The following is a 17,877-nucleotide window of genomic DNA, read 5'->3' on the forward strand; positions in this document are numbered from 1 at the left end:
ACAAGTGATGGCGACCCGGCGGGATGACCGGGCCGGAAAGCGGACTCACGGGGTTTTCAGCAGCAGCGCGATGTCATGGGCGTAGTCCTGCGCGGTTTGCTCATGGCGCAGGGCCACGCGCAGCACGCCGCTTGGGTCAAACAGATAGGACAGCGCCGAGTGGTCCATGGTGTACGAGCTGCCGGTAGGCACCTTTTTGTAATACGCCTTGAAGCTCTCGGCGGTGTCGCGGGTCCGTTTCAGGTCACCGGACAGCGCCAAAAAGCGCGGGTCAAACGCGGCCATGTACGCCTTCAGGACAGGTGCGGCATCGCGCTCGGGGTCCACGGTGACAAACAGCACCTGCAGCCGCTCGCCGTCGGCCCCCAACAGCCGCTTGGTCTCCACTGCACGGCTCAGCGCGGTGGGGCACACGTCCGGGCACTGCACAAAACCAAAATACAACATCACCACCTGGCCCTTGAAGTCGGCCAGCGTGCGCTCCTGGCCGTTGTGATCGGTGAGGTTGAAGTCTTTGCCATACGGCGCGCCGGTGATGTCGAGCCCCTTGAACTGGCCGACGACCGGTTCGCCAGAGCGGCTGCAGCCGCCTGCCAAAGTGATCAGCAGTCCCACGGCGCTGCCTGCCAGAACGTGAATACGGTGACGGTTGGTGAAACCCATGCCTGCCTCAGGTAGGAATTGATACCCCCTCCAGCCTGCAGAGGTCACGGGTTAGAGGTGCTCAGAAAACCGGTCAGGACCAGGCGGGTGGGGCGCGGGCCTGCCACGGCTCATGGGGTGCTTGGCAGGTTTGTTCGGCGGGCGAGGGCAGGCCGATGTGGCCGGGCGCTGGCGCAGGCGCAAGGCGGGTGATGAGGGCTGGCGGCGGTGCGCCCAAGGCGGCACACAGTGGGCAGTCCAGACCGTGGCTGCCGATTTCCACCGCGCCGTCGTCGGTTTGCACCATGAGCTTCATGTCGCCCGCGCCGGCGCAGATCACGTTCATGACCTGTGGCTTGACCAGCGGCGAGGCGATGGCCACCCCCAGCGACAAGGCAAACACCAGCAGCACCCAGCGGGTGATGTGGCGAAGCAGCTGTGGGTGGGGCATGCGCAAGATGATACGTGAGCGACGTGGTTGGGGCGGTGGCGCCCCTGTTGGGCTGCGGGTCAGCCCTGCGCCACCGGCCGGGCCGGGTCGCTGCACCAGTCGCTCCAGCTGCCCGCGTACAAGCGGGTGCGGCCCAGGCCGGCCACTTCCATGGCCAGCACGTTGGGGATGGCGCTCACGCCGCTGCCGCAGTGGTGCACCACCGTGGCGGGGTCACGCTGGCCCAGCAAGGCCATGAACTCGGCGCGTAACTCGGCGGCCGGTTTGAACAGGCCCCGGGCGTCAAAGTTCAGGGTGAACGGTCGGTTGAGCGCGCCGGGGATGTGGCCAGCCACCGGGTCCAGCGGCTCGATGTCGCCGCGAAAACGGGGTGCACCGCGGGCGTCGATCAGGGTCTGCGCCGGTTTGCCAAGTTGTTTGGCGACCGCCTCGGCATCGACCAGGCCCGCTTTTTCAAGGCCTGGCACATAGGTGGTGCTCGGCTGCGCCGGGCCGGTGCCCGCTTCCATGGCACCCCCGGCGGCAGTCCAGGCCGACAACCCGCCATCCAGCACCGCGACCGCGTCATGGCCGAGCCATTTCAGCATCCACCACAGGCGGCCACAGTAATTGACGCCCTGGCGGTCATAGACCACGACCTGGTGCTCAGGTGTCAGGCCGACACTGCCCAGCCAGGCGGCCAAGGCCGGGCGTGAGGGCAGCGGGTGGCGGCCGCCACTGGCGGCATCCGGTGCCCCTTTGGCGCTAAGGTGCCGGTCGAGGTCAGCGCGCAAGGCGCCGGGGATGTGGCCCGCGAGATACTGGGCGTCGCCTTGTTGGGCTTGCATCAGCTCAAAGCTGCAGTCAAACACCATCAGCGGCTGGCCGCTGGCACGCAGGGTCTGGAGTTGGTCGACAGAGATCAGGGTGGTGTACATCAGGTGGGTTCCGGGTGGGGATGGGGTGGCGGCTGATTTTAAAAAAAAGCCTGGCCGTGGGCGGGCCCATCAACGGGGTTCGGCCGGGGCGATGTTGGGCAGGGCGCGGTTGCGCAACACGGTGGCGGTGACCCCGCTGGTGATGATCAAGGCGATGCCGCCCCAGCCCATGGCGCTGACCGACTCGCCAAAGATGACCAGGCTGTAACCCGCGGCGAAAACGATGCCCAGGTATTGCAGGTTGGCCACCAGCAGGGTCGAGCCGCGGCTGTAGGCACGGGTCATGGCCCACTGGCCCAAGGATGCCAGCACGCCAATCGGCAACAGCCAGGCCAACGCCTGCCAGCGCACATCACGCCAGGGGGTAAAGCCCAGCCACAGCGCGCCCACCAGGCCCACAACGGTGGTGCCGATGGAAAAGTAGAACACCACCCGACCCTCCGGCTCGCCCACCTTGCCCAGCGCAGCCACTTGCAGCATGGCCATGGCCGCGCCCAAGCCCGACAGCAGGCCAATCAAGCCGGCAAACAGCTGGTCTTGCGCCAGCGTGGGGCGCAGCAGCAGGATCACCCCGGCAAAACTGGCCAGCACGGTGGCCATCAGCGGCCCCTGGCGGCCCGCTTTGCCGTACAGCAGCGCACCACCGATGACAAAGCTGGCCACCCACACGCCACTCATGTAGTTGAGCGTCATGGCGGTGGCCAGCGGCAGATGGGCAATGGCGTAGAACCAGGCGGTCATGGAAAAAACACCGACCGCGGAGCGCCAGGCGTGCATCATCGGCACGGTGGTGGCAATGCGGGTGCGGCGCGCCCGCAGAATCAGCCCGATGAACACCACGCTGATCAGCCCGCGGTAGAACACCAGTTCAAAAGAATGAAAGTCGGCCCCGGCCATCTTGATGCCCACCGCCATGGTGGAAAAAAAGAAGGCCGCCAGCACCATCCAGAGCGCTTGCATGGTTTTATTGGCGAATTAAGCTTGTCATGGCGGACCGAGCGCCGCACGACGCAGGATCAAACGGCCATCTGGCGGCGGTACCAGTCGTGAAAGTGCTGCATGCCGTCTTCCATCGGGCTCTGATAGGGGCCGACCTCGTTGTCGCCGCGCATCAGCAGCGCCTTGCGGCCGGCGTCCATGCGTTCACCAATCTCGTCGTCCTCGATGCAGGTTTCCATGTAGGCGGCCTGCTGGGCTTCGACAAATTCGCGCTCAAACGCCTGGATGTCCTCGGGGTAATAAAACTCGACCATGTTGAGGGTCTTGTCCGGCCCCATCGGGTGCAGGGTGGAGACCGTCAACACATGCGGGTACCACTCGACCATGATGTGGGGGTAGTAGGTCAGCCAGATGGCACCGCGCTCAGGTGGCTGGCCGCCACGGTAGGCCAGCAGCGCGTCATGCCAACGCTTGTACACCGGTGAGCCGGGTCGGCCAAAAGCCTTGGAGACACCCACGGTCTGCACTGAATACTGTTCCTTGAACGCCCAGGTGAGGTCGTCACAGGTGACAAAACTGCCCAGGCCCGGGTGGAACGGACCCACGTGGTAGTCCTCCAGATAGACCTCGATGAAGGTTTTCCAGTTGTAGTTGCAGGTGTGCAGCTCGACCTTGTCGAGCACAAAACCCGAAAAATCGAGCTCGGAGCGGGTGTCCATGCCCGCCAGGTCAGCCGTCACATCACGCGCACCGGGGCCTGCCTCAAACAGCAGGCCGTTCCACTCTTGCAGCGGGTAGTTGGTCAGGTTCAGGCACGGGTCTTGGGCAAAGTGCGGCGCACCAATCAGCGTGCCAGCGGGTTGCGTGCCACTGGCGCTGTAGGTCCAGCGGTGGATCGGGCAGACCACGTTGTTGGCCGAGCCGTCGGCGTTGAGTGAGCCACGGCCTTTGAGCATCACCGCCTGGCGGTGGCGGCAGACGTTGGAGACCAGCTCGATACCGTTTTCGGTGTGGATCAGCGCGCGGCCTTCGTTTTCCTGCGGCAGGGCGTAATAGTCGCCCACGTTGGGCACACTGGAGGCGTGACCCACGTAACGTGGTCCCCGCTGGAAAAGGGTTTGCAACTCGCGCTGGTAGAGCGCGTTTTCAAAATAAGCTGAAACTGGTAGTTGGCCGGTGGCCTGCTGCAGTTGAAGACTTAAATCAGACATGGGTGACCTGACCTAAAGACTCCCCACAGGGAGATGCACAAACGTGCAGAGTAAAAAAAACCAGCCGATGGCTGGCACAAAGCAGCATCGATTGTAGCCCCCACCTTTCGCGGCTAACGCTGGAGGGCAAAGCCGAAGTCGTTGCGGCTGGCCGTCTTGACGCGGTACATGGCCGCGTCGGCACTGCTGAGCAAGGCATCCACCGTGTCGCCGTCCTGCGGGTACAGGCTGATGCCGATGCTGAACTCGATGTTGCACAGGTGGCCCTCGAAAAACCACGGCTCGCGCATGCCATCGAGCAGCTTCTGGGCAATCGATGCCAGCTGGTCAACAGGCACCGGAGAGTCCAGCAGCACCACAAATTCATCGCCCCCTAAGCGTGCCACGGTGTCAGTCTTGCGGGTGTGTTCCAGCAGCTGGCGTGCCACCCATTGCAGCGCGGCGTCACCGGCATCGTGGCCCCAGCGGTCGTTGATGGCTTTGAAATGGTCCATGTCGATGAACATCACCGCCAGCGGCGTCTGGGTGCGCTTGGCGCGCTCCAGTGCGTTGTCCAGCCGTTCCATGAGCAGGCGCCGGTTGGGCAGGCCGGTCAGGGCATCAAAGCGCGCCAGGTGTTCCAGCTCCTGACGATTGGCCTGCAGCTCGGTGAACTGCTGGTGGATTTGCTGCTGCATGTGGTCAAAGCTGCGCGCCAGCAGGCCGATTTCGTCCTGACGATGCAGCGGCAATCCCGCAATGGGCTGGTCGGTTGAAAAGCCAGCCACCGCCTTGCTCATGGTGTTGAGCGGGCGGGTCACCCAGCGTGCCAGCAGCAGCGCCAGCGCAAACCCGGCCAGCCCCAGCCCGCCGGCAATTTGCAAAATGGTCAGGCCCAGCGCGTGGGAGCGGTTGAGCACACTGCTGCGCGGCTGCGCCAGCCCCAAAAACAGGGCGCTTTCGCTGCTGGTCACCCGGATCTGCTTGGCCGTGAAGGCCGCCACCATGGGTGTGGCGGCGTGTGCGCCTGCATTGGCTTCCAGCATGACCTGACTGACCTGGCCGTCCACCAGGACCTTGGTGGCCGGAAACTCGTCTTGCATCAACACGCGCCGCCCGGTATCAAAGCCAAAGGTCTTGCTGTTGTCGGGGTGGATCAAAAAATCACCCTGCTGGTTGGCCAGAAAGAGCTTGAATTCGGCCGGCAGATCGGAGGCCAGCCGGTTAAACGCCCCCTTCAGATCCATGTTGATCACGATCACGCCCAAGGCCTGGCCCCGGGCGTTCGTCACCGGCGAAGCCAATAGCACGGTGGGCTGCCCCAGCCCGGCGTGGGCGCCCCGTTCGTGGTTGATCACGATGCGCGAAAGGTAGGTACTGCCCGCAGGCAGGTTCAGCGTGTCGGACACATAGGGGTAGTGGCTTTTCTCCTGCAAGTCATCACCCAGTACGCGCAGCAGGTTGTCACCGTCGCGGTCCACCCGCACGCGCTCGAGCCCGTAATCACTGGCGGAAATCAGCCGCATCTGGAAATAGGCCGGGTTGTCGCGCATCATCAATTCAAACAGGGTGCTCAGCTGTTCGGCCTGGCTGCCCTGGCTGGATGGCGGCCCTTGCAGCAGCGCCAGGCTGGCGGGATAGCGGGCCAGCAGCTGCAAGTCGCGCGAGGCGTCCTGGCGAATGTCGGACACGCGCCGTGCAATCACGTGGGTAGCGGTCATCAGCTCGTCCTTGGCGGCTTGCACCAGCAGGTCACGCGCCACCTGGTAGGCATACAGCCCGGTCATGCCCGCCATCAGCAGGCTGACCAGTGCCAGCACGCTGCCCAGCCGCGCGGCCAGCCCCCACTTCATGGTGCCAGCACCCGGGCGGCGCGGTCGCCGGAATAGATGCGCTCCCACAGTTGCTGGCGGCGCAAGCTGTTCTCCACTGGCTCCAGCCAGACCATCCGGTCCTTCGGGTGCAGATACGGCGGTTCGGCCACCGTGTTGGCCAGCCCCTGCCTGGCCACCAGTGCCTGGCTGGGCGCGGGCTCCAGCAGGAAGTTGATCCAGGCATGGGCCAATGCCGCGTTTTTGGTTTGGCGTGTGACAGCCCAGATGTCCAGCCAGGCCAGCGCGCCCTCTTTTGGGATGGCATAGCCCACATCCACGCCTGCTGACCGGAGCAACTGCAGTTGTTGTGACCCGTAATTGGCCAGCATCAGGGCGGCGCGTTTTTGCCGGAACAACTGCACCGACTCATCGGGCTGGGTATAAAAGCCCAGCGCGTTACGCCGCAGGGCGATCAGGCGGTCCACCGCGGCAGGCCATTGGCCGGTGCCAAGCTGGAACGGGTTGCTGTGGCCCAGCGACTGCGCCGCCAGCGAGAAGTTGTGGCTGCTGCTGTTGTACAGCAGCACCTTGCCGCGGTAGCGCGGGTCCCACAGGGCCGTCACCGAGCTCGGGGATACCTTGATTTGCTGGCGGTCGTAGATCAGACCCATTTCGGCGTAGGTGTAGGGCACGCCATACACCCGGCCCTGGTGCACCAGGCCGCTGATGCTGCCCAGTTGGCGAAAGCGCGGCAGTTGCCGGGCGGTGTTGGGCACTTGGGTGGTGTCGATGGGGCCGACCAGCGCGGCCTGGATGTAGCGCTGCAACTCGGCCGTGTTCACCGCCAACACGTCAAAGTCCTGCCCCTGGTTCTGGTTGACCCGCTCCCAGAGCGCTTCGTCGGAGTCAATGAAGTTGATGCTGACCTGGCTGCCGGTGCGTGCCTCGAACGCTTTCACCAGATCGGCGTCGGCATAACCCGGCCAGCTCAGCACCCGCAGCGTGTCGGCGCTGGCCAGTAGCGGCAGCCACCCGACCAGGCACAACAGGTGTAACCAGCGCCAGTTCAGTAAAGGTGTTGCACAGGTGAGCTTCAAAATTATTGATTTTTATCAAATTTCTGCGACGACCCATCCATCGTACAGGCTTTTGAATTCGTCACGGTGACGGCCCGCCAGCAGCCTAAAATGCACCCTTTTGCACCCAGGGATCATTTGTCTATGGCTACAGCCTCCAAACAGGGACCAGCAGCACCTGCCAGCTACGAAGCTGCCTTGCAGGAGCTTGAACAGCTGGTGACCCGGCTGGAGTCGGGCGACATGCCTCTGGAGCAACTGCTGACCCAATACCAGCGCGGGGCCGAACTGATGGCTTTTTGCCGCACCCGCCTGGAAGCGGTGGAGGCCCAGGTCAAAGTGCTGGACCTGGGTGTTCTGAAAACCTGGACTTCGGACGAACGATGACTGCCTCTACCCACGCGCTTCCCTTTGAATTTGACGGCTGGATCACCCGCCAGCTCGCCGCCGTTGAGCAGGCGCTGGACCTGTGGGTGTCGGTTGACAGTTCGGCCGATCTGGCGCACCAGGCCCCCAGCGACTTGATGGCCGCCATGCGCTACGCCGTGCTCGACGGCGGCAAGCGCCTGCGCCCGCTGCTGGTGATGGCCGCGTTTGAGGCGGTGCAATCCGGCCTGGCCGTGTCTTGCGCCAGCGAGGAAGAAGATGCGGACGAAGCCGCGCGTCGGGGTGTGGAACTTGATCCCAGCCTGCGTCCACCCGCGCAGGTGAACGTGGACATGCACCGCGCCGCCCTGCGGGCTGCGTGCGCCGTGGAGTTGATCCATGCCTATTCGCTGGTGCATGACGACATGCCGTGTATGGACAACGACGTGCTGCGCCGCGGCAAACCCACGGTGCATGTGGCTTTTGGCGAAGCCAGCGCGCTGCTGGCCGGTGACGCCTTGCAGGCGCTGGCATTTGAATTGTTGACCCCTGAGGACGCCACCCTGCCTGCCGCCCAGCAAGCCCATTTGTGCCGCCTGCTGGCGCGCGCCGCTGGCTGCACCGGCATGGCCGGTGGCCAGGCGATTGACCTAGCCAGCGTCGGCAAGCAACTCACCGAGAGCCAGTTGCAGGAAATGCACCGCCTGAAAACCGGCGCACTGCTGCAGGCCAGTGTCATGATGGGCGCCGCCTGTGGCCACACCTCACCTGTGGTTTGGGCAGCGTTGCAGGACTTTGGTGCCGCCATCGGGCTGGCTTTTCAGGTGGTGGACGATGTGTTGGACGTCACCGCCGATTCCGCCACGCTGGGCAAGACCGCCGGCAAAGACGCCGATTGCCACAAACCCACCTATGTCTCGCTGATGGGGCTGGAGCGGGCCACGGCGTTGGCCCAATCGCTCAAAAGCCAGGCGCTTGACGCGCTGGCGCGCACCGGACTGGCCGATGTGCGGGCCTTGCAGGGCCTGGCCGCGATGGTGGTCGACCGGTCGCATTGAGTGCCGCAATGCTTGAAAGTCAGTGTTTCCAGTTCACACGCATCCAGCTTCAGTAGCCATTTAAATCAGAGCGCCACGCCATGAAAAACACGTACCCCCTGTTGCAGACCATTGACTCGCCAGATGACCTTCGGCGGCTCAATCGATCCCAACTGGAGCCGCTGGCCACCGAACTGCGCGCCTACCTGCTCGACAGCGTGGCCAAAACCGGCGGGCATTTGAGTTCCAACCTCGGCACGGTGGAACTCACGGTGGCGCTGCACTACGTGCTCAACACACCGTTTGACCGCATCGTCTGGGATGTGGGCCACCAGACCTATCCGCACAAGATCCTGACCGGCCGCCGCGACCGCATGCACAGCCTGCGCCAGCTCGGCGGCCTGAGCGGTTTCCCGCGACGCGACGAAAGCGACTTCGACACCTTTGGCACCGCCCACTCCAGCACCTCGATCTCGGCGGCACTCGGCATGGCGCTGGCCAGCCGCCTCAAGGGCGAGGACCGGCATGTGACCGCGGTGATTGGTGACGGTGCCATGACCGCCGGCATGGCCTTTGAAGCCATGAACAACGCCGGGGTGGCTGACTGCAACCTGCTGGTGATCCTGAACGACAACGACATGTCGATCAGCCCGCCGGTGGGCGCGCTGAACCGGCACCTGGCCAAGTTGCTCAGCGGCCAGTTTTACGCCGCCGCCAAAAGCGCCAGCAAAACCGTGCTCAAGGGTGCCCCGCCCCTGTGGGAACTGGCCAAACGTTTTGAAGAATCCGCCAAGGGCATGGTCAAACCGATCACCCTGTTCGAGAAATTCGGCTTCAACTATGTCGGCCCGATCGACGGCCACGATGTCGACACCCTGGTCAGCGTGCTGGAAAACATCAAGCACCTGAAGGGCCCGCAGTTCCTGCACGTGGTCACCAAAAAAGGCCAGGGTTACAAGATGGCAGAGGCCGACCCGATCGCCTACCACGGCCCGGGCCGGTTTGACCCGGCAGTCGGTCTGGCCAAATCGACCACCCAGGCCAAAGTCACCTTTGCCGAGGTGTTTGGCAACTGGCTGTGTGACATGGGCGCGGCAGACAACCGCCTGGTGGGCATCACCCCTGCCATGTGTGAGGGCTCGGGCATGGTCGAGTTTGAAAAACTGTTCCCCAAACGCTTCTTCGATGTGGGCATTGCCGAGCAACATGCGGTGACGTTTGCCGCCGGGCTGGCCTGTGAAGGGCTCAAACCGGTGGTGGCCATTTACTCCACGTTTTTGCAGCGGGGTTATGACCAGCTGGTGCATGACGTGGCCATCCAGAACCTGCCGGTGGTGTTTGCGCTCGACCGCGCCGGCCTGGTGGGCGCTGACGGTGCCACCCACGCGGGCGCCTATGACATCTCGTTCCTGCGCTGCATTCCGAACATGAGCCTGGCGTGCCCGTCCGACGAAGGCGAATGCCGCCAGTTGCTCAGCACCGCCTTCGCCATGGACAGCCCGGTGGCGGTGCGTTACCCGCGTGGCGTCGGTGCCGGCGTGACGGTCTCGCGCGCCCTGGATACCCTGCCGGTGGGCAAAGGCGAAATCCGCCGCACCGGCAAGGGTGTGGCACTGCTGGCTTTTGGCACGCTGTTGTACCCGGCGTTGCAAGCCGCTGAACAACTCGATGCCTCCGTGGTCAACATGCGCTGGGCCAAACCGCTCGATGTCGACCTGCTGCTGCAGATTGCTGCGGACCATGACGCCCTGGTCACGCTCGAAGACGGTTGCATCATGGGCGGTGCCGGTAGCGCCGTGCTGGAGGCCCTGGCAGGCGCCGGGCTGGCCAAGCCGGTGTTGCAGCTGGGGCTGCCCGACAAATTCATCGAGCATGGCGACCCGGCCAAACTGATGGCCATGCTGGGGCTCGATGCCGCGGGGATCGAGGCCTCGGTGCGGGCCCGATTTGCTGACAAATACCCGGTTGTGTGAGTGTGCCCGCCGAGGTACTCAAGGGAAAACCCGAACCGGGCCTGTCCGCCCGCTTCATAAAATGGTGAGTTTGCTCACCGGGCTGCAGCTTGTGCGTGCAGGTCAGCAACTGTCCAGTTAACAACCTCAGGAGTCAATCGATGGATCGTCGTTCAATCATCAAAAATGCGGGTATCGCGGGCATTTTGGCTGCAGGCGCAGCACCCGCAGTGCACGCCCAGGCCGCCGTGCGCTGGCGTCTGGCATCGAGCTTTCCCAAGTCGCTGGACACCATTTTTGGCAGCGCAGAAAAAATGTCCCAAACGGTCAAGGCCATGTCGGGCGGCAAGTTTGAAATCTCGGTGCACCCCGCCGGTGAGTTGATGCCCGCCTTTGGCGTGGTGGATGCGCTGCAGGGCGACACCATCGACATGGCCCAGACGGCTGCCTACTACTTCACCGGCAAGGATCCTGTCTTTGCCTTCAGCTGCGCCGTGCCCTTCGGTCTGACCGCGCTGCAGATGAATGCCTGGAAGGACTACGGCAACGGCCGCAAGTACCTGGACGCTTTCTTCGAAAAGTACAACTTCAAGACAGCCAGCGCCGGCAACACCACCACCCAGATGGGCGGCTGGTACCGCAAGGAAATCAAGACCGTGGCTGACCTCAAGGGCCTGAAGATGCGCCTGGGCGGCGGCGTGTTCGGCGAAGCCATGGCCAAGCTGGGCGTGGTGTCACAGAACATGCCCGCCGGTGACGTGTACCAGGCGCTTGAAAAGGGCACGCTGGATGCTGTGGAGTTTGTCGGCCCCTACGACGACGAAAAGCTCGGCTTCAACAAGGTGGCGCCTTACTACTACTACCCCGGCTGGTGGGAAGGCTCTGCTGAACTGGAGTTCTTCATCAACATCAAGAAGTACAACGCCCTGTCGCCCGAGAACAAGGCCATTCTGGACGCCGCCACCCGCGTGGCCGCTGCCGACATGACCTCCAAGTACCAGGTCTTCAACCCGCGCGCCATCAAGAACCTGGTGGCCAACAAGACGCAGCTCAAGGCCTTTCCCAAGGCCATCATGGACGCAGGCTTCAAGGCGTCGATGGAAGTGTTTGCCGAGCACGAGGCCAAGTCGCCCGAGTTCAAGAAGATCCACCAGGACATGCGTGCCTTCCAGCGCGAACAGATTCTGTGGAACCGCTTCTCGGAGTTCCCGTTCAACCAGTACATGAACAGCGTGAAGATCTGATCGCGCAGCAGGCCGCCCGCCAGGCGGTCGCTGCTGGCCCCAGGCCACCCCGCAAGCCGCAGTCTCTGCGGCTTTTTTTTTGGCTGCCCCGTTTGTTGTGCCAAAAAAAGCCCCGGCGAACCGGGGCTTGTTGCGGGCAACGGCGTATCGCTTACTTACTGCCCGTGCCCATGGCGTCCTGCAAGGCCTTGGCGGGGTCGTCAGAGCCGTAACCGTCGGTCTCTGGCGCAGATGCGCCGTCTGCGGGCTCGGGTTGTGCCTCTTCGGCAGGCGGGGAGGCGAAGGCGTCGTCGGCCTCAGAACCGTAGCCCTGCTCGTTTTGCAGCGCATCCATCATCTGCGCGTTCACGGCTTCCATGTTCACCTCGACCTTTTTGTCCAGGCTGCCTGTCACCAGCGACGGGAAGGCGATCAGCATGCTGACCATGGTCAGCTGGATGATCACGAAGGGGATGGCGCCCTTGTAGATCTGCATGGTGGTCACCGGCTGAATCACCTTGTGTGTCACACGGTCTACATAAGGCTTGTCGGGTGCCACCGAGCGCAGGAAGAACAGCGCAAAGCCGAACGGCGGGTGCATGAACGAGGTTTGCATGTTCATGGCCAGCAGCACGCCGAACCAGATCAGGTCGATGCCCAGCTTGTCGGCCACCGGCGCCAGCAGCGGCACCACGATGAAGGACAGCTCGAAATAGTCCAGGAAGAACGCCAGGAAGAAGATCATGAGGTTGACCACGATCAGAAAGCCGATCTGTCCGCCGGGCAGGCCAGCCAGCAGGTGCTCCACCCACTTCGGGCCGTCGGCGGCCTGGAAGACCAGGCTGAAGGTGGTGGCGCCGATCATGATGAACATGACAAAGCTGGCCAGGCGCGTGGTAGAACCCAGCGCCTGCTTGAGCAGCGCCATATTCAGGCGCTTGCGTGCAAAACCCAGAACCAGCGCCGCCATGGCGCCCATGGCGCCGCCTTCGGTGGGCGTGGCAATGCCCAGGAAGATGGTGCCCAGCACCAGAAAGATCAGCAGCAGCGGTGGGATGAGCACAAAGGTCACGCGCTCGGCCAGGCGCGACAGCAGGCCCAGCTTGAACACGTGGTTGATGCTGGCGATCACGAAGGCAATGAAGGTGCCGCCGCACATGGCGGTCACTATTTTCTCGTCCGTCGGCACGTCCAGCACCTCGATGCCAGTCCACCAGGTATGCACGTCAGCCATGTGGGTGGCCAGGAAGATGGCTGCGGCAGTAGAAATCGCCACCAACACGGCCAGCGAGTTGTAGCCGGAGCTGCCGTTGTCTTCGCGATAGACGCGGGCCTCTGGTGGCAGGGCGGGCACGGCCTTGGGTTTGAAGATGGCCAGGATGACCACCCACAGCACGTACATGCCCATCAGCATGAAGGCGGGCACGAAGGCGCCCTTGTACATCTCGCCCACGCTGCGGCCGAGCTGGTCGGCCATCAAAATCAGCACCAGCGACGGCGGAATGATCTGGGCCAATGTGCCGGATGCGGCAATGACGCCGCTGGCAAGGCGCCGGTCATAGCCGTAGCGCAGCATGATGGGCAGCGAAATCAGGCCCATCGAAATGACCGATGCGGCCACCACGCCGGTGGTGGCCGCCAGTAGCGCCCCCACAAAAATCACGGCCAGCGCCAGGCCGCCGCGCATGGGGCCAAACACCTGGCCCACGGTGTCCAGCAAGTCTTCGGCCATGCCGCTGCGTTCCATGATCAGCCCCATCAGGGTGAAGAACGGAACCGCCAGCAGTGTGTCGTTGGCCATGATGCCGATCAGGCGCTGGGGCAGCCAGGCAATCACCGACGATGGGAAAACGCCCATCTCGATTCCCAGCAGACCAAACAGCAGGCCGCAAGCGCCCAAGCTGAACGCAACCGGAAAACCCAGCAGCAGAAAAATAATCAGCCCCCCGAACATGATGGGGGCGAAGTTGGTGGCGATGAATTCCATGAGAGATGCGTTCCTGCGGGCTATTCAGTGGGGTGCCGCAGTGGCGGGCTTTTTGGCTTTTTCGGTGGCACGCAGCACCTCCATCAGTTCTTCTTCGGCAGTCTTGTCGGCCAGCTTGCCCATGGGGTCGGGGCCCTTGCCAGCCAGGAAGGCGATGCGTTTGATGATCTCGGACCAGCCCTGCAGCATCAGCAACGTGATACCCACCGGAATGGCCGCCCAGACAGGCCAGCGGATCAGGCCGCCGGAGTTGCCCGACATTTCAGCAGACTGGTACTTTTGAATGAGCTCGGGCATGGACAGCACCAGAATGGTGATGCACAGCGGCGTCAGGAAGAAGGCAAAGCCGATGATGTCGATCCACACCTGGGTCTTTTTAGACAGACGGCTGTTGAGCACGTCGATACGCACATGCTCGCGGTTCAGCAGGGTGTAGCCCGCAGCGATCAGAAAAGACCATGCGAACAAATACCACTGCACTTCAAGAAAAGCGTTGGAGCTATTGTCGAACGCCTTGCGCACAATGGCGTTGGCAGCGCTGATGAAGGTTGCGGCAAAAATCAGCCAGATGGAATATTTGCCGACGAACCGGTTGATGGCGTCAATACCGTTGGAAAGCTTCAAAAGCGCTTGCATGGTGTCTCCAGCTTTGTCTAGTTGTGTGGAAGGCCAACGTCTGTGGGGCTACGCGAAACCGAGCGCGAAGTTTACCGGGTCGATCCGGTCACAGTCTTACCTCAATCTTGCAGGGCCGAAGGCTTCTGATGCCGGTAATCCCACCAAGGTAACACCTGGCGCATCGACAGCACTTGCCCACTTTGCAGCGCGTGGTAGCCTGGCAGACTGGTCAGCCTGTATTGCCACGGCGCTGTTTGCAGCAGCTGGCGCAGGTGGGCCACGGCAGGCTGGTCCAGCGCGGCCTTCAGGCACACCAGGTGGTAGCGCTCGGTGGCCAGTGGCACAAAGTCCAGCCCGGCTTGAGCGGCTGCCGCGGCAATGCCCAGCCCGACATCGCCTTGCCCAGCGGCCACGGCCTGCGCCACGGCCGCATGAGACGGTTCGGCGTGGCCGACGGTGTGAAGCTGGTGGGGCAGCAGCCCAGCCTGTGCCAGCAGCTCGTCCGCCACCACCCGGGTGCCGCTGCCCAGGCTGCGGTTGATAAAACGCGCCTGCTGGCGTACCACATCCTGCAGCGACTGCAGGCCCAGCGGGTTGTCACGCGGCACCATCAGCCCCTGGCTGCGCTGGGCCAAACCGATGATCTTGTGCTGTCCCGGCTGCAGCAGGGGTTTGTAGATGCGCCCGGTCAGGCTTTTTTTGCCAGCCTCCAGCAGGGTGTGAAAACCCGCCATCACGCAGCGCCCTTCGTTGAGCGCGCGGATCGCGTCGACGCTGCCGGTAAACCGGATGTCCAGATGCAGCCGGGTGCCGTCGGCCATGCCCTGCAGCGCATGTTCCCGCAAGGCGGTCAGCGCGTCGTCATGGCTGGCGTAGAGCGTGAGCACCTGCACCCGGTCGTCGAAGGCCTGGGCAAAGCTGCGCTCCAGTTCGGCTTGCAGGGCTTCAATTTGCGGGGCCAGCCGGGCCTGCGCCTGGCGCTCAGCCCACATCAGCTTGGTGCCAAAAACACTCAGGCGCGCCGCCTGGCCTTTTTCCCACACCAGCAATTCGTTGCCGAGTTCGTTTTCCCAGCGCTTGAGCTCGCCCCAGACGTGGCGGTAGCTCAGGCCCAACAGCCGTGCGCCGCCCGAAATCGACCCCTGGCTGCTGATGGCTTGCAACAGATCGATCAGCGGGTTGCGCACCAGCGCCGGGCTGGCGTCGCGCGACAGGGTGTAGTGGAGTTGCAGCCTATGCACGGGGGTTCATATCGTCAGTGATTGTGTCGGTGGCTACGATACCGCAAGTTTTTTTGCCAACGCTTTTTGCCGTTTCACGTTTTGCATGACCACCTTTGCCGACAGCCTTGCCACCGCCCTGCAGCTCATCACTTCCCTGGACCCTGAACTGGTTGCCATTGTCGGCCGCTCGCTGGCGGTGAGTACCGTGGCCACGCTGGTGGCCGGGTGGCTGGGGCTGGTGCTGGGCGCCTGGCTGGCGGTGGCGCGTTTTGCCGGGCGCGGGGCCGTGCTGACCCTGCTCAACACGTTTCTGGCGGTGCCCTCGGTGGTGGTGGGGCTGGTGGTGTATTTGCTGCTCTCGCGCAGCGGGCCGCTGGGCGCGCTGGGTTGGCTGTTCAGTTTCAAGGCGATGGTGCTGGCGCAGGCGCTGCTGGTGCTGCCGGTGGTGACCGCGCTGACCCGCCAGGTGGTGGAAGACGCCCAAATGCTGCATGGTGAGCAGCTGCAATCGCTGGGCGCGGGCACCGGCCTGCGCGGCGTGTTGCTGGCCTGGGACGAGCGTTACGCCCTGCTCACCGTGATGATCGCCGCCTTTGGCCGTGCCGTTTCCGAGGTTGGGGCGGTGATGATCGTGGGCGGCAACATCGAAGGCTTCACCCGGGTCATGACCACCGCGATTGCCCTGGAAACCAGCAAGGGCGACCTGCCGCTGGCCCTCGGTCTGGGCCTGGTGCTGTTGATGGTGGTGCTGCTACTCAACGCGCTGATTGCCGGCCTGAAGCGCTGGCGCCAGGGCCGCGAGTCGGGCTCAGCCACACCGGCGCTGTCAGGGGTGGGGTTGTGAAGGCTGCAGCATCGCAGCGGGGCGGCCAGGGGGATCTGTTTGCACTGAGCGGCGTAGGTGTGCGTTTTGGCGGCGCGCGCGGTGTGCAGGCGCTCGCCGGGTTGAACCTGGCGATCCAGCCCGGCGAGCGTGTGGCCCTGGTGGGGGCCAACGGCTGTGGCAAGAGCACGTTATTGCGCTTGCTGCATGGCCTGCTGCCCCCCAGCCAGGGGCAACTGACCTGTCCATCGCCCGCCTGCCAGGCGATGCTGTTTCAAAAACCCTTTGTGATGCGGATGTCGGTGCAGGCCAATGTGGCGCTGGGCCTGTGGCTGCGTGGCACGCCCTGGGCGCAGGCCAAAGCGCAGGCCTTGCAGGCGTTGGCACGGGTGGGCATGGCGGCGCTGGCAGCGCGTGCGGCGCGCACCCTCTCGGGCGGGCAGCAGCAGCGTCTGGCCATGGCGCGGGCCTGGGCGCTGGCGCCGCAGGTGTTGCTGCTCGACGAGCCCACCGCCAGCCTGGACCCGCATGCCAAGCGCGAGGTGGAAGCGCTGATGCACGAATTTGCCCAGCACCGCCCGGCTGTCACGCTGATTTTTGCCAGCCACAACCTCGGCCAGGTCAAACGCCTGGCCAGCCGGGTGATTTATCTGGAGGGCGGCCGGGTGCTGGCCGACTTGCCGGTGGCCGATTTTTTTGCCGGAAACCTGCTGCAGACGCACTACCCGGCGGCCCATCTTTTTGTCAAAGGAGAAACCCTGTGAAACACGTCAAATCGCTTGAATTTCGTCAAACTTGGTGGCCTATGGCCCGGATGCGTCGGGGGCTGGTGGCGACCCTGTTGCTTGCCACCGGGGCCATGGCCGTGCAGGCGCAGTACATCGTGGTGGCCTCCACCACCTCCACCGAGCAGTCGGGCCTGTTTGCTTATTTGCTGCCCGAGTTCAAAAAGGCCAGCGGCATGGACGTCAAAGTGGTGGCGGTGGGCACCGGCCAGGCCATCGACATGGGCCGCCGCGGCGATGCGGATGTGTTGTTCGTCCATGACCGCGTGGCCGAGGACAAAGTGGTGGCGGAAGGTTTTGCGGTGAAGCGTTTTGACGTGATGTACAACGACTTTGTGTTGATTGGCCCGCAAGCCGATCCGGCCAAAACCCGTGGCAAGGACATTGTGGAGGCGCTGAAAAAGGTGGCCGCTGCCAACGCCGGTTTCATCTCGCGCGGTGACAAAAGCGGCACCCACGCGGCCGAACTGCGCTACTGGAAAGATGCGGGTCTGAGCGATCAGATGGGTGGCGGCTATAAGGCCTGCGGCTGCGGCATGGGGCCGGCCCTCAACATGGCCGCCAGCACCGGCGCCTACGTGCTGGCGGACCGCGGCACCTGGCTCAATTTCAAGAACCGCGCTGACCTGGCGGTGCTGGTCGAAGGCGACAAGCGCCTGTTCAACCAATACGGCGTGATGCGCGTCAACCCGCTCAAACACCCGCACGTGAAAGTGGCCGAGGGCCAGAAGTTTGTCGATTGGCTGATTTCCGCTCCGGGCCAGGCGGTGATTGCCGGCTACAAGATCGGCGGCGAGCCGCTGTTTTTTCCCAACGCCGCACCGTAAGGCGGCT

Annotated in this window: 17 protein-coding genes; 7 read left to right on the forward strand and 10 right to left on the reverse strand. The window is 63.7% G+C overall.

The features are described from left to right. Window positions 1–45 precede the first annotated feature (45 nt). The 7 genes from LHU53_RS07520 to LHU53_RS07550 form a co-directional block, all read right to left on the reverse strand. Window positions 46–663 carry an SCO family protein gene (locus tag LHU53_RS07520; protein ID WP_227331901.1) on the reverse strand — a complete coding sequence of 206 codons (618 nt, stop codon included), beginning with the start codon at window positions 661–663 and terminating at the stop codon, window positions 46–48. A 73-nt stretch (window positions 664–736) separates the two neighbouring features. After that, window positions 737–1,093: a DUF2946 family protein gene (locus tag LHU53_RS07525; RefSeq protein ID WP_227331902.1), complete on the reverse strand. Its 357-nt coding sequence runs from the start codon at window positions 1,091–1,093 to the stop codon at window positions 737–739. A 59-nt stretch (window positions 1,094–1,152) separates the two neighbouring features. After that, window positions 1,153–2,010, reverse strand: coding sequence for a sulfurtransferase (locus LHU53_RS07530; RefSeq protein WP_227331904.1), 858 nt, complete (start codon window positions 2,008–2,010; stop codon window positions 1,153–1,155). 69 nt (window positions 2,011–2,079) lie between these two features. After that, window positions 2,080–2,970, reverse strand: a complete 891-nt coding sequence (locus LHU53_RS07535) for a DMT family transporter (RefSeq protein ID WP_227331907.1) — start codon at window positions 2,968–2,970, stop codon at window positions 2,080–2,082. Between the two features lie 56 nt (window positions 2,971–3,026). Next, window positions 3,027–4,160, reverse strand: coding sequence for an aromatic ring-hydroxylating dioxygenase subunit alpha (locus LHU53_RS07540; protein ID WP_227331909.1), 1,134 nt, complete (start codon window positions 4,158–4,160; stop codon window positions 3,027–3,029). A 113-nt stretch (window positions 4,161–4,273) separates the two neighbouring features. Next, on the reverse strand, window positions 4,274–5,992 hold the full coding sequence (locus LHU53_RS07545; protein WP_227331917.1) for a GGDEF domain-containing protein: 1,719 nt from the start codon (window positions 5,990–5,992) through the stop codon (window positions 4,274–4,276). After that, window positions 5,989–7,050, reverse strand: a complete 1,062-nt coding sequence (locus LHU53_RS07550) for an extracellular solute-binding protein (protein ID WP_227331919.1) — start codon at window positions 7,048–7,050, stop codon at window positions 5,989–5,991. The genes LHU53_RS07545 and LHU53_RS07550 overlap by 4 nt, the downstream gene beginning before the upstream one ends. 123 nt (window positions 7,051–7,173) lie before the next feature. Between LHU53_RS07550 and LHU53_RS07555 the strand changes: the two genes are divergently transcribed. The 4 genes from LHU53_RS07555 to dctP all read left to right on the forward strand — a co-directional run bounded on the left by LHU53_RS07555 (window position 7,174) and on the right by dctP (window position 11,628). Beyond that, on the forward strand, window positions 7,174–7,416 hold the full coding sequence (locus LHU53_RS07555) for an exodeoxyribonuclease VII small subunit (RefSeq protein ID WP_227331921.1): 243 nt from the start codon (window positions 7,174–7,176) through the stop codon (window positions 7,414–7,416). Then, window positions 7,413–8,453 (forward strand): polyprenyl synthetase family protein, encoded by a 1,041-nt coding sequence (locus LHU53_RS07560; protein ID WP_227331923.1) that lies wholly within the window; start codon window positions 7,413–7,415, stop codon window positions 8,451–8,453. The genes LHU53_RS07555 and LHU53_RS07560 overlap by 4 nt, the downstream gene beginning before the upstream one ends. An 80-nt stretch (window positions 8,454–8,533) precedes the next feature. After that, window positions 8,534–10,405, forward strand: coding sequence for a 1-deoxy-D-xylulose-5-phosphate synthase (gene dxs / locus LHU53_RS07565; protein WP_227331925.1), 1,872 nt, complete (start codon window positions 8,534–8,536; stop codon window positions 10,403–10,405). Window positions 10,406–10,545: 140 nt separating this feature from the next. Next, window positions 10,546–11,628, forward strand: a complete 1,083-nt coding sequence (gene dctP / locus LHU53_RS07570; RefSeq protein ID WP_227331927.1) for a TRAP transporter substrate-binding protein DctP — start codon at window positions 10,546–10,548, stop codon at window positions 11,626–11,628. Window positions 11,629–11,779: 151 nt separating this feature from the next. On the opposite strand, the gene LHU53_RS07575 is transcribed toward dctP, so the two are convergent. The 3 genes from LHU53_RS07575 to LHU53_RS07585 form a co-directional block, all read right to left on the reverse strand. Beyond that, window positions 11,780–13,594, reverse strand: coding sequence for a TRAP transporter large permease subunit (locus LHU53_RS07575; protein ID WP_227331929.1), 1,815 nt, complete (start codon window positions 13,592–13,594; stop codon window positions 11,780–11,782). 24 nt (window positions 13,595–13,618) lie between these two features. Further along, window positions 13,619–14,230: a TRAP transporter small permease subunit gene (locus LHU53_RS07580; protein WP_227331930.1), complete on the reverse strand. Its 612-nt coding sequence runs from the start codon at window positions 14,228–14,230 to the stop codon at window positions 13,619–13,621. A gap of 101 nt (window positions 14,231–14,331) precedes the next feature. Beyond that, entirely contained in the window at window positions 14,332–15,453 is a 1,122-nt protein-coding gene (locus LHU53_RS07585) for a substrate-binding domain-containing protein (protein WP_227331932.1), read from the reverse strand. A gap of 85 nt (window positions 15,454–15,538) precedes the next feature. Between LHU53_RS07585 and LHU53_RS07590 the strand changes: the two genes are divergently transcribed. From LHU53_RS07590 to LHU53_RS07600, 3 genes are read left to right on the forward strand one after another with little or no spacing between them, the layout of a single operon-like run. Next, window positions 15,539–16,279 (forward strand): ABC transporter permease, encoded by a 741-nt coding sequence (locus LHU53_RS07590; RefSeq protein WP_227331933.1) that lies wholly within the window; start codon window positions 15,539–15,541, stop codon window positions 16,277–16,279. Further along, window positions 16,276–17,022: an ATP-binding cassette domain-containing protein gene (locus LHU53_RS07595; RefSeq protein WP_227331935.1), complete on the forward strand. Its 747-nt coding sequence runs from the start codon at window positions 16,276–16,278 to the stop codon at window positions 17,020–17,022. Before LHU53_RS07590 ends, LHU53_RS07595 begins: the two co-directional genes overlap by 4 nt. Window positions 17,023–17,072: 50 nt before the next feature. Continuing rightward, window positions 17,073–17,870 (forward strand): substrate-binding domain-containing protein, encoded by a 798-nt coding sequence (locus tag LHU53_RS07600; RefSeq protein ID WP_370632249.1) that lies wholly within the window; start codon window positions 17,073–17,075, stop codon window positions 17,868–17,870. Window positions 17,871–17,877 lie beyond the last annotated feature (7 nt).

It is taken from the genome of Rhodoferax sp. U2-2l (genome assembly GCF_020594515.1).
In the GTDB taxonomy this organism is placed as follows: Bacteria; Pseudomonadota; Gammaproteobacteria; order Burkholderiales; family Burkholderiaceae_C; genus Rhodoferax.

What these genes read in the sequence shown, in the direction of transcription:
- LHU53_RS07520 (WP_227331901.1), bottom strand. Translation starts at nt 663, where the DNA reads ATGGGTTTCACCAACCGTCACCGTATTCACGTTCTGGCAGGCAGCGCC.
- LHU53_RS07525 (WP_227331902.1), bottom strand. Translation starts at nt 1,093, where the DNA reads ATGCCCCACCCACAGCTGCTTCGCCACATCACCCGCTGGGTGCTGCTG.
- LHU53_RS07530 (WP_227331904.1), bottom strand. Translation starts at nt 2,010, where the DNA reads ATGTACACCACCCTGATCTCTGTCGACCAACTCCAGACCCTGCGTGCC.
- LHU53_RS07535 (WP_227331907.1), bottom strand. Translation starts at nt 2,970, where the DNA reads ATGCAAGCGCTCTGGATGGTGCTGGCGGCCTTCTTTTTTTCCACCATG.
- LHU53_RS07540 (WP_227331909.1), bottom strand. Translation starts at nt 4,160, where the DNA reads ATGTCTGATTTAAGTCTTCAACTGCAGCAGGCCACCGGCCAACTACCA.
- LHU53_RS07545 (WP_227331917.1), bottom strand. Translation starts at nt 5,992, where the DNA reads ATGAAGTGGGGGCTGGCCGCGCGGCTGGGCAGCGTGCTGGCACTGGTC.
- LHU53_RS07555 (WP_227331921.1), top strand. Translation starts at nt 7,174, where the DNA reads ATGGCTACAGCCTCCAAACAGGGACCAGCAGCACCTGCCAGCTACGAA.
- LHU53_RS07560 (WP_227331923.1), top strand. Translation starts at nt 7,413, where the DNA reads ATGACTGCCTCTACCCACGCGCTTCCCTTTGAATTTGACGGCTGGATC.
- dxs (WP_227331925.1), top strand. Translation starts at nt 8,534, where the DNA reads ATGAAAAACACGTACCCCCTGTTGCAGACCATTGACTCGCCAGATGAC.
- dctP (WP_227331927.1), top strand. Translation starts at nt 10,546, where the DNA reads ATGGATCGTCGTTCAATCATCAAAAATGCGGGTATCGCGGGCATTTTG.
- LHU53_RS07575 (WP_227331929.1), bottom strand. Translation starts at nt 13,594, where the DNA reads ATGGAATTCATCGCCACCAACTTCGCCCCCATCATGTTCGGGGGGCTG.
- LHU53_RS07580 (WP_227331930.1), bottom strand. Translation starts at nt 14,230, where the DNA reads ATGCAAGCGCTTTTGAAGCTTTCCAACGGTATTGACGCCATCAACCGG.
- LHU53_RS07590 (WP_227331933.1), top strand. Translation starts at nt 15,539, where the DNA reads ATGACCACCTTTGCCGACAGCCTTGCCACCGCCCTGCAGCTCATCACT.
- LHU53_RS07600 (WP_370632249.1), top strand. Translation starts at nt 17,073, where the DNA reads ATGCGTCGGGGGCTGGTGGCGACCCTGTTGCTTGCCACCGGGGCCATG.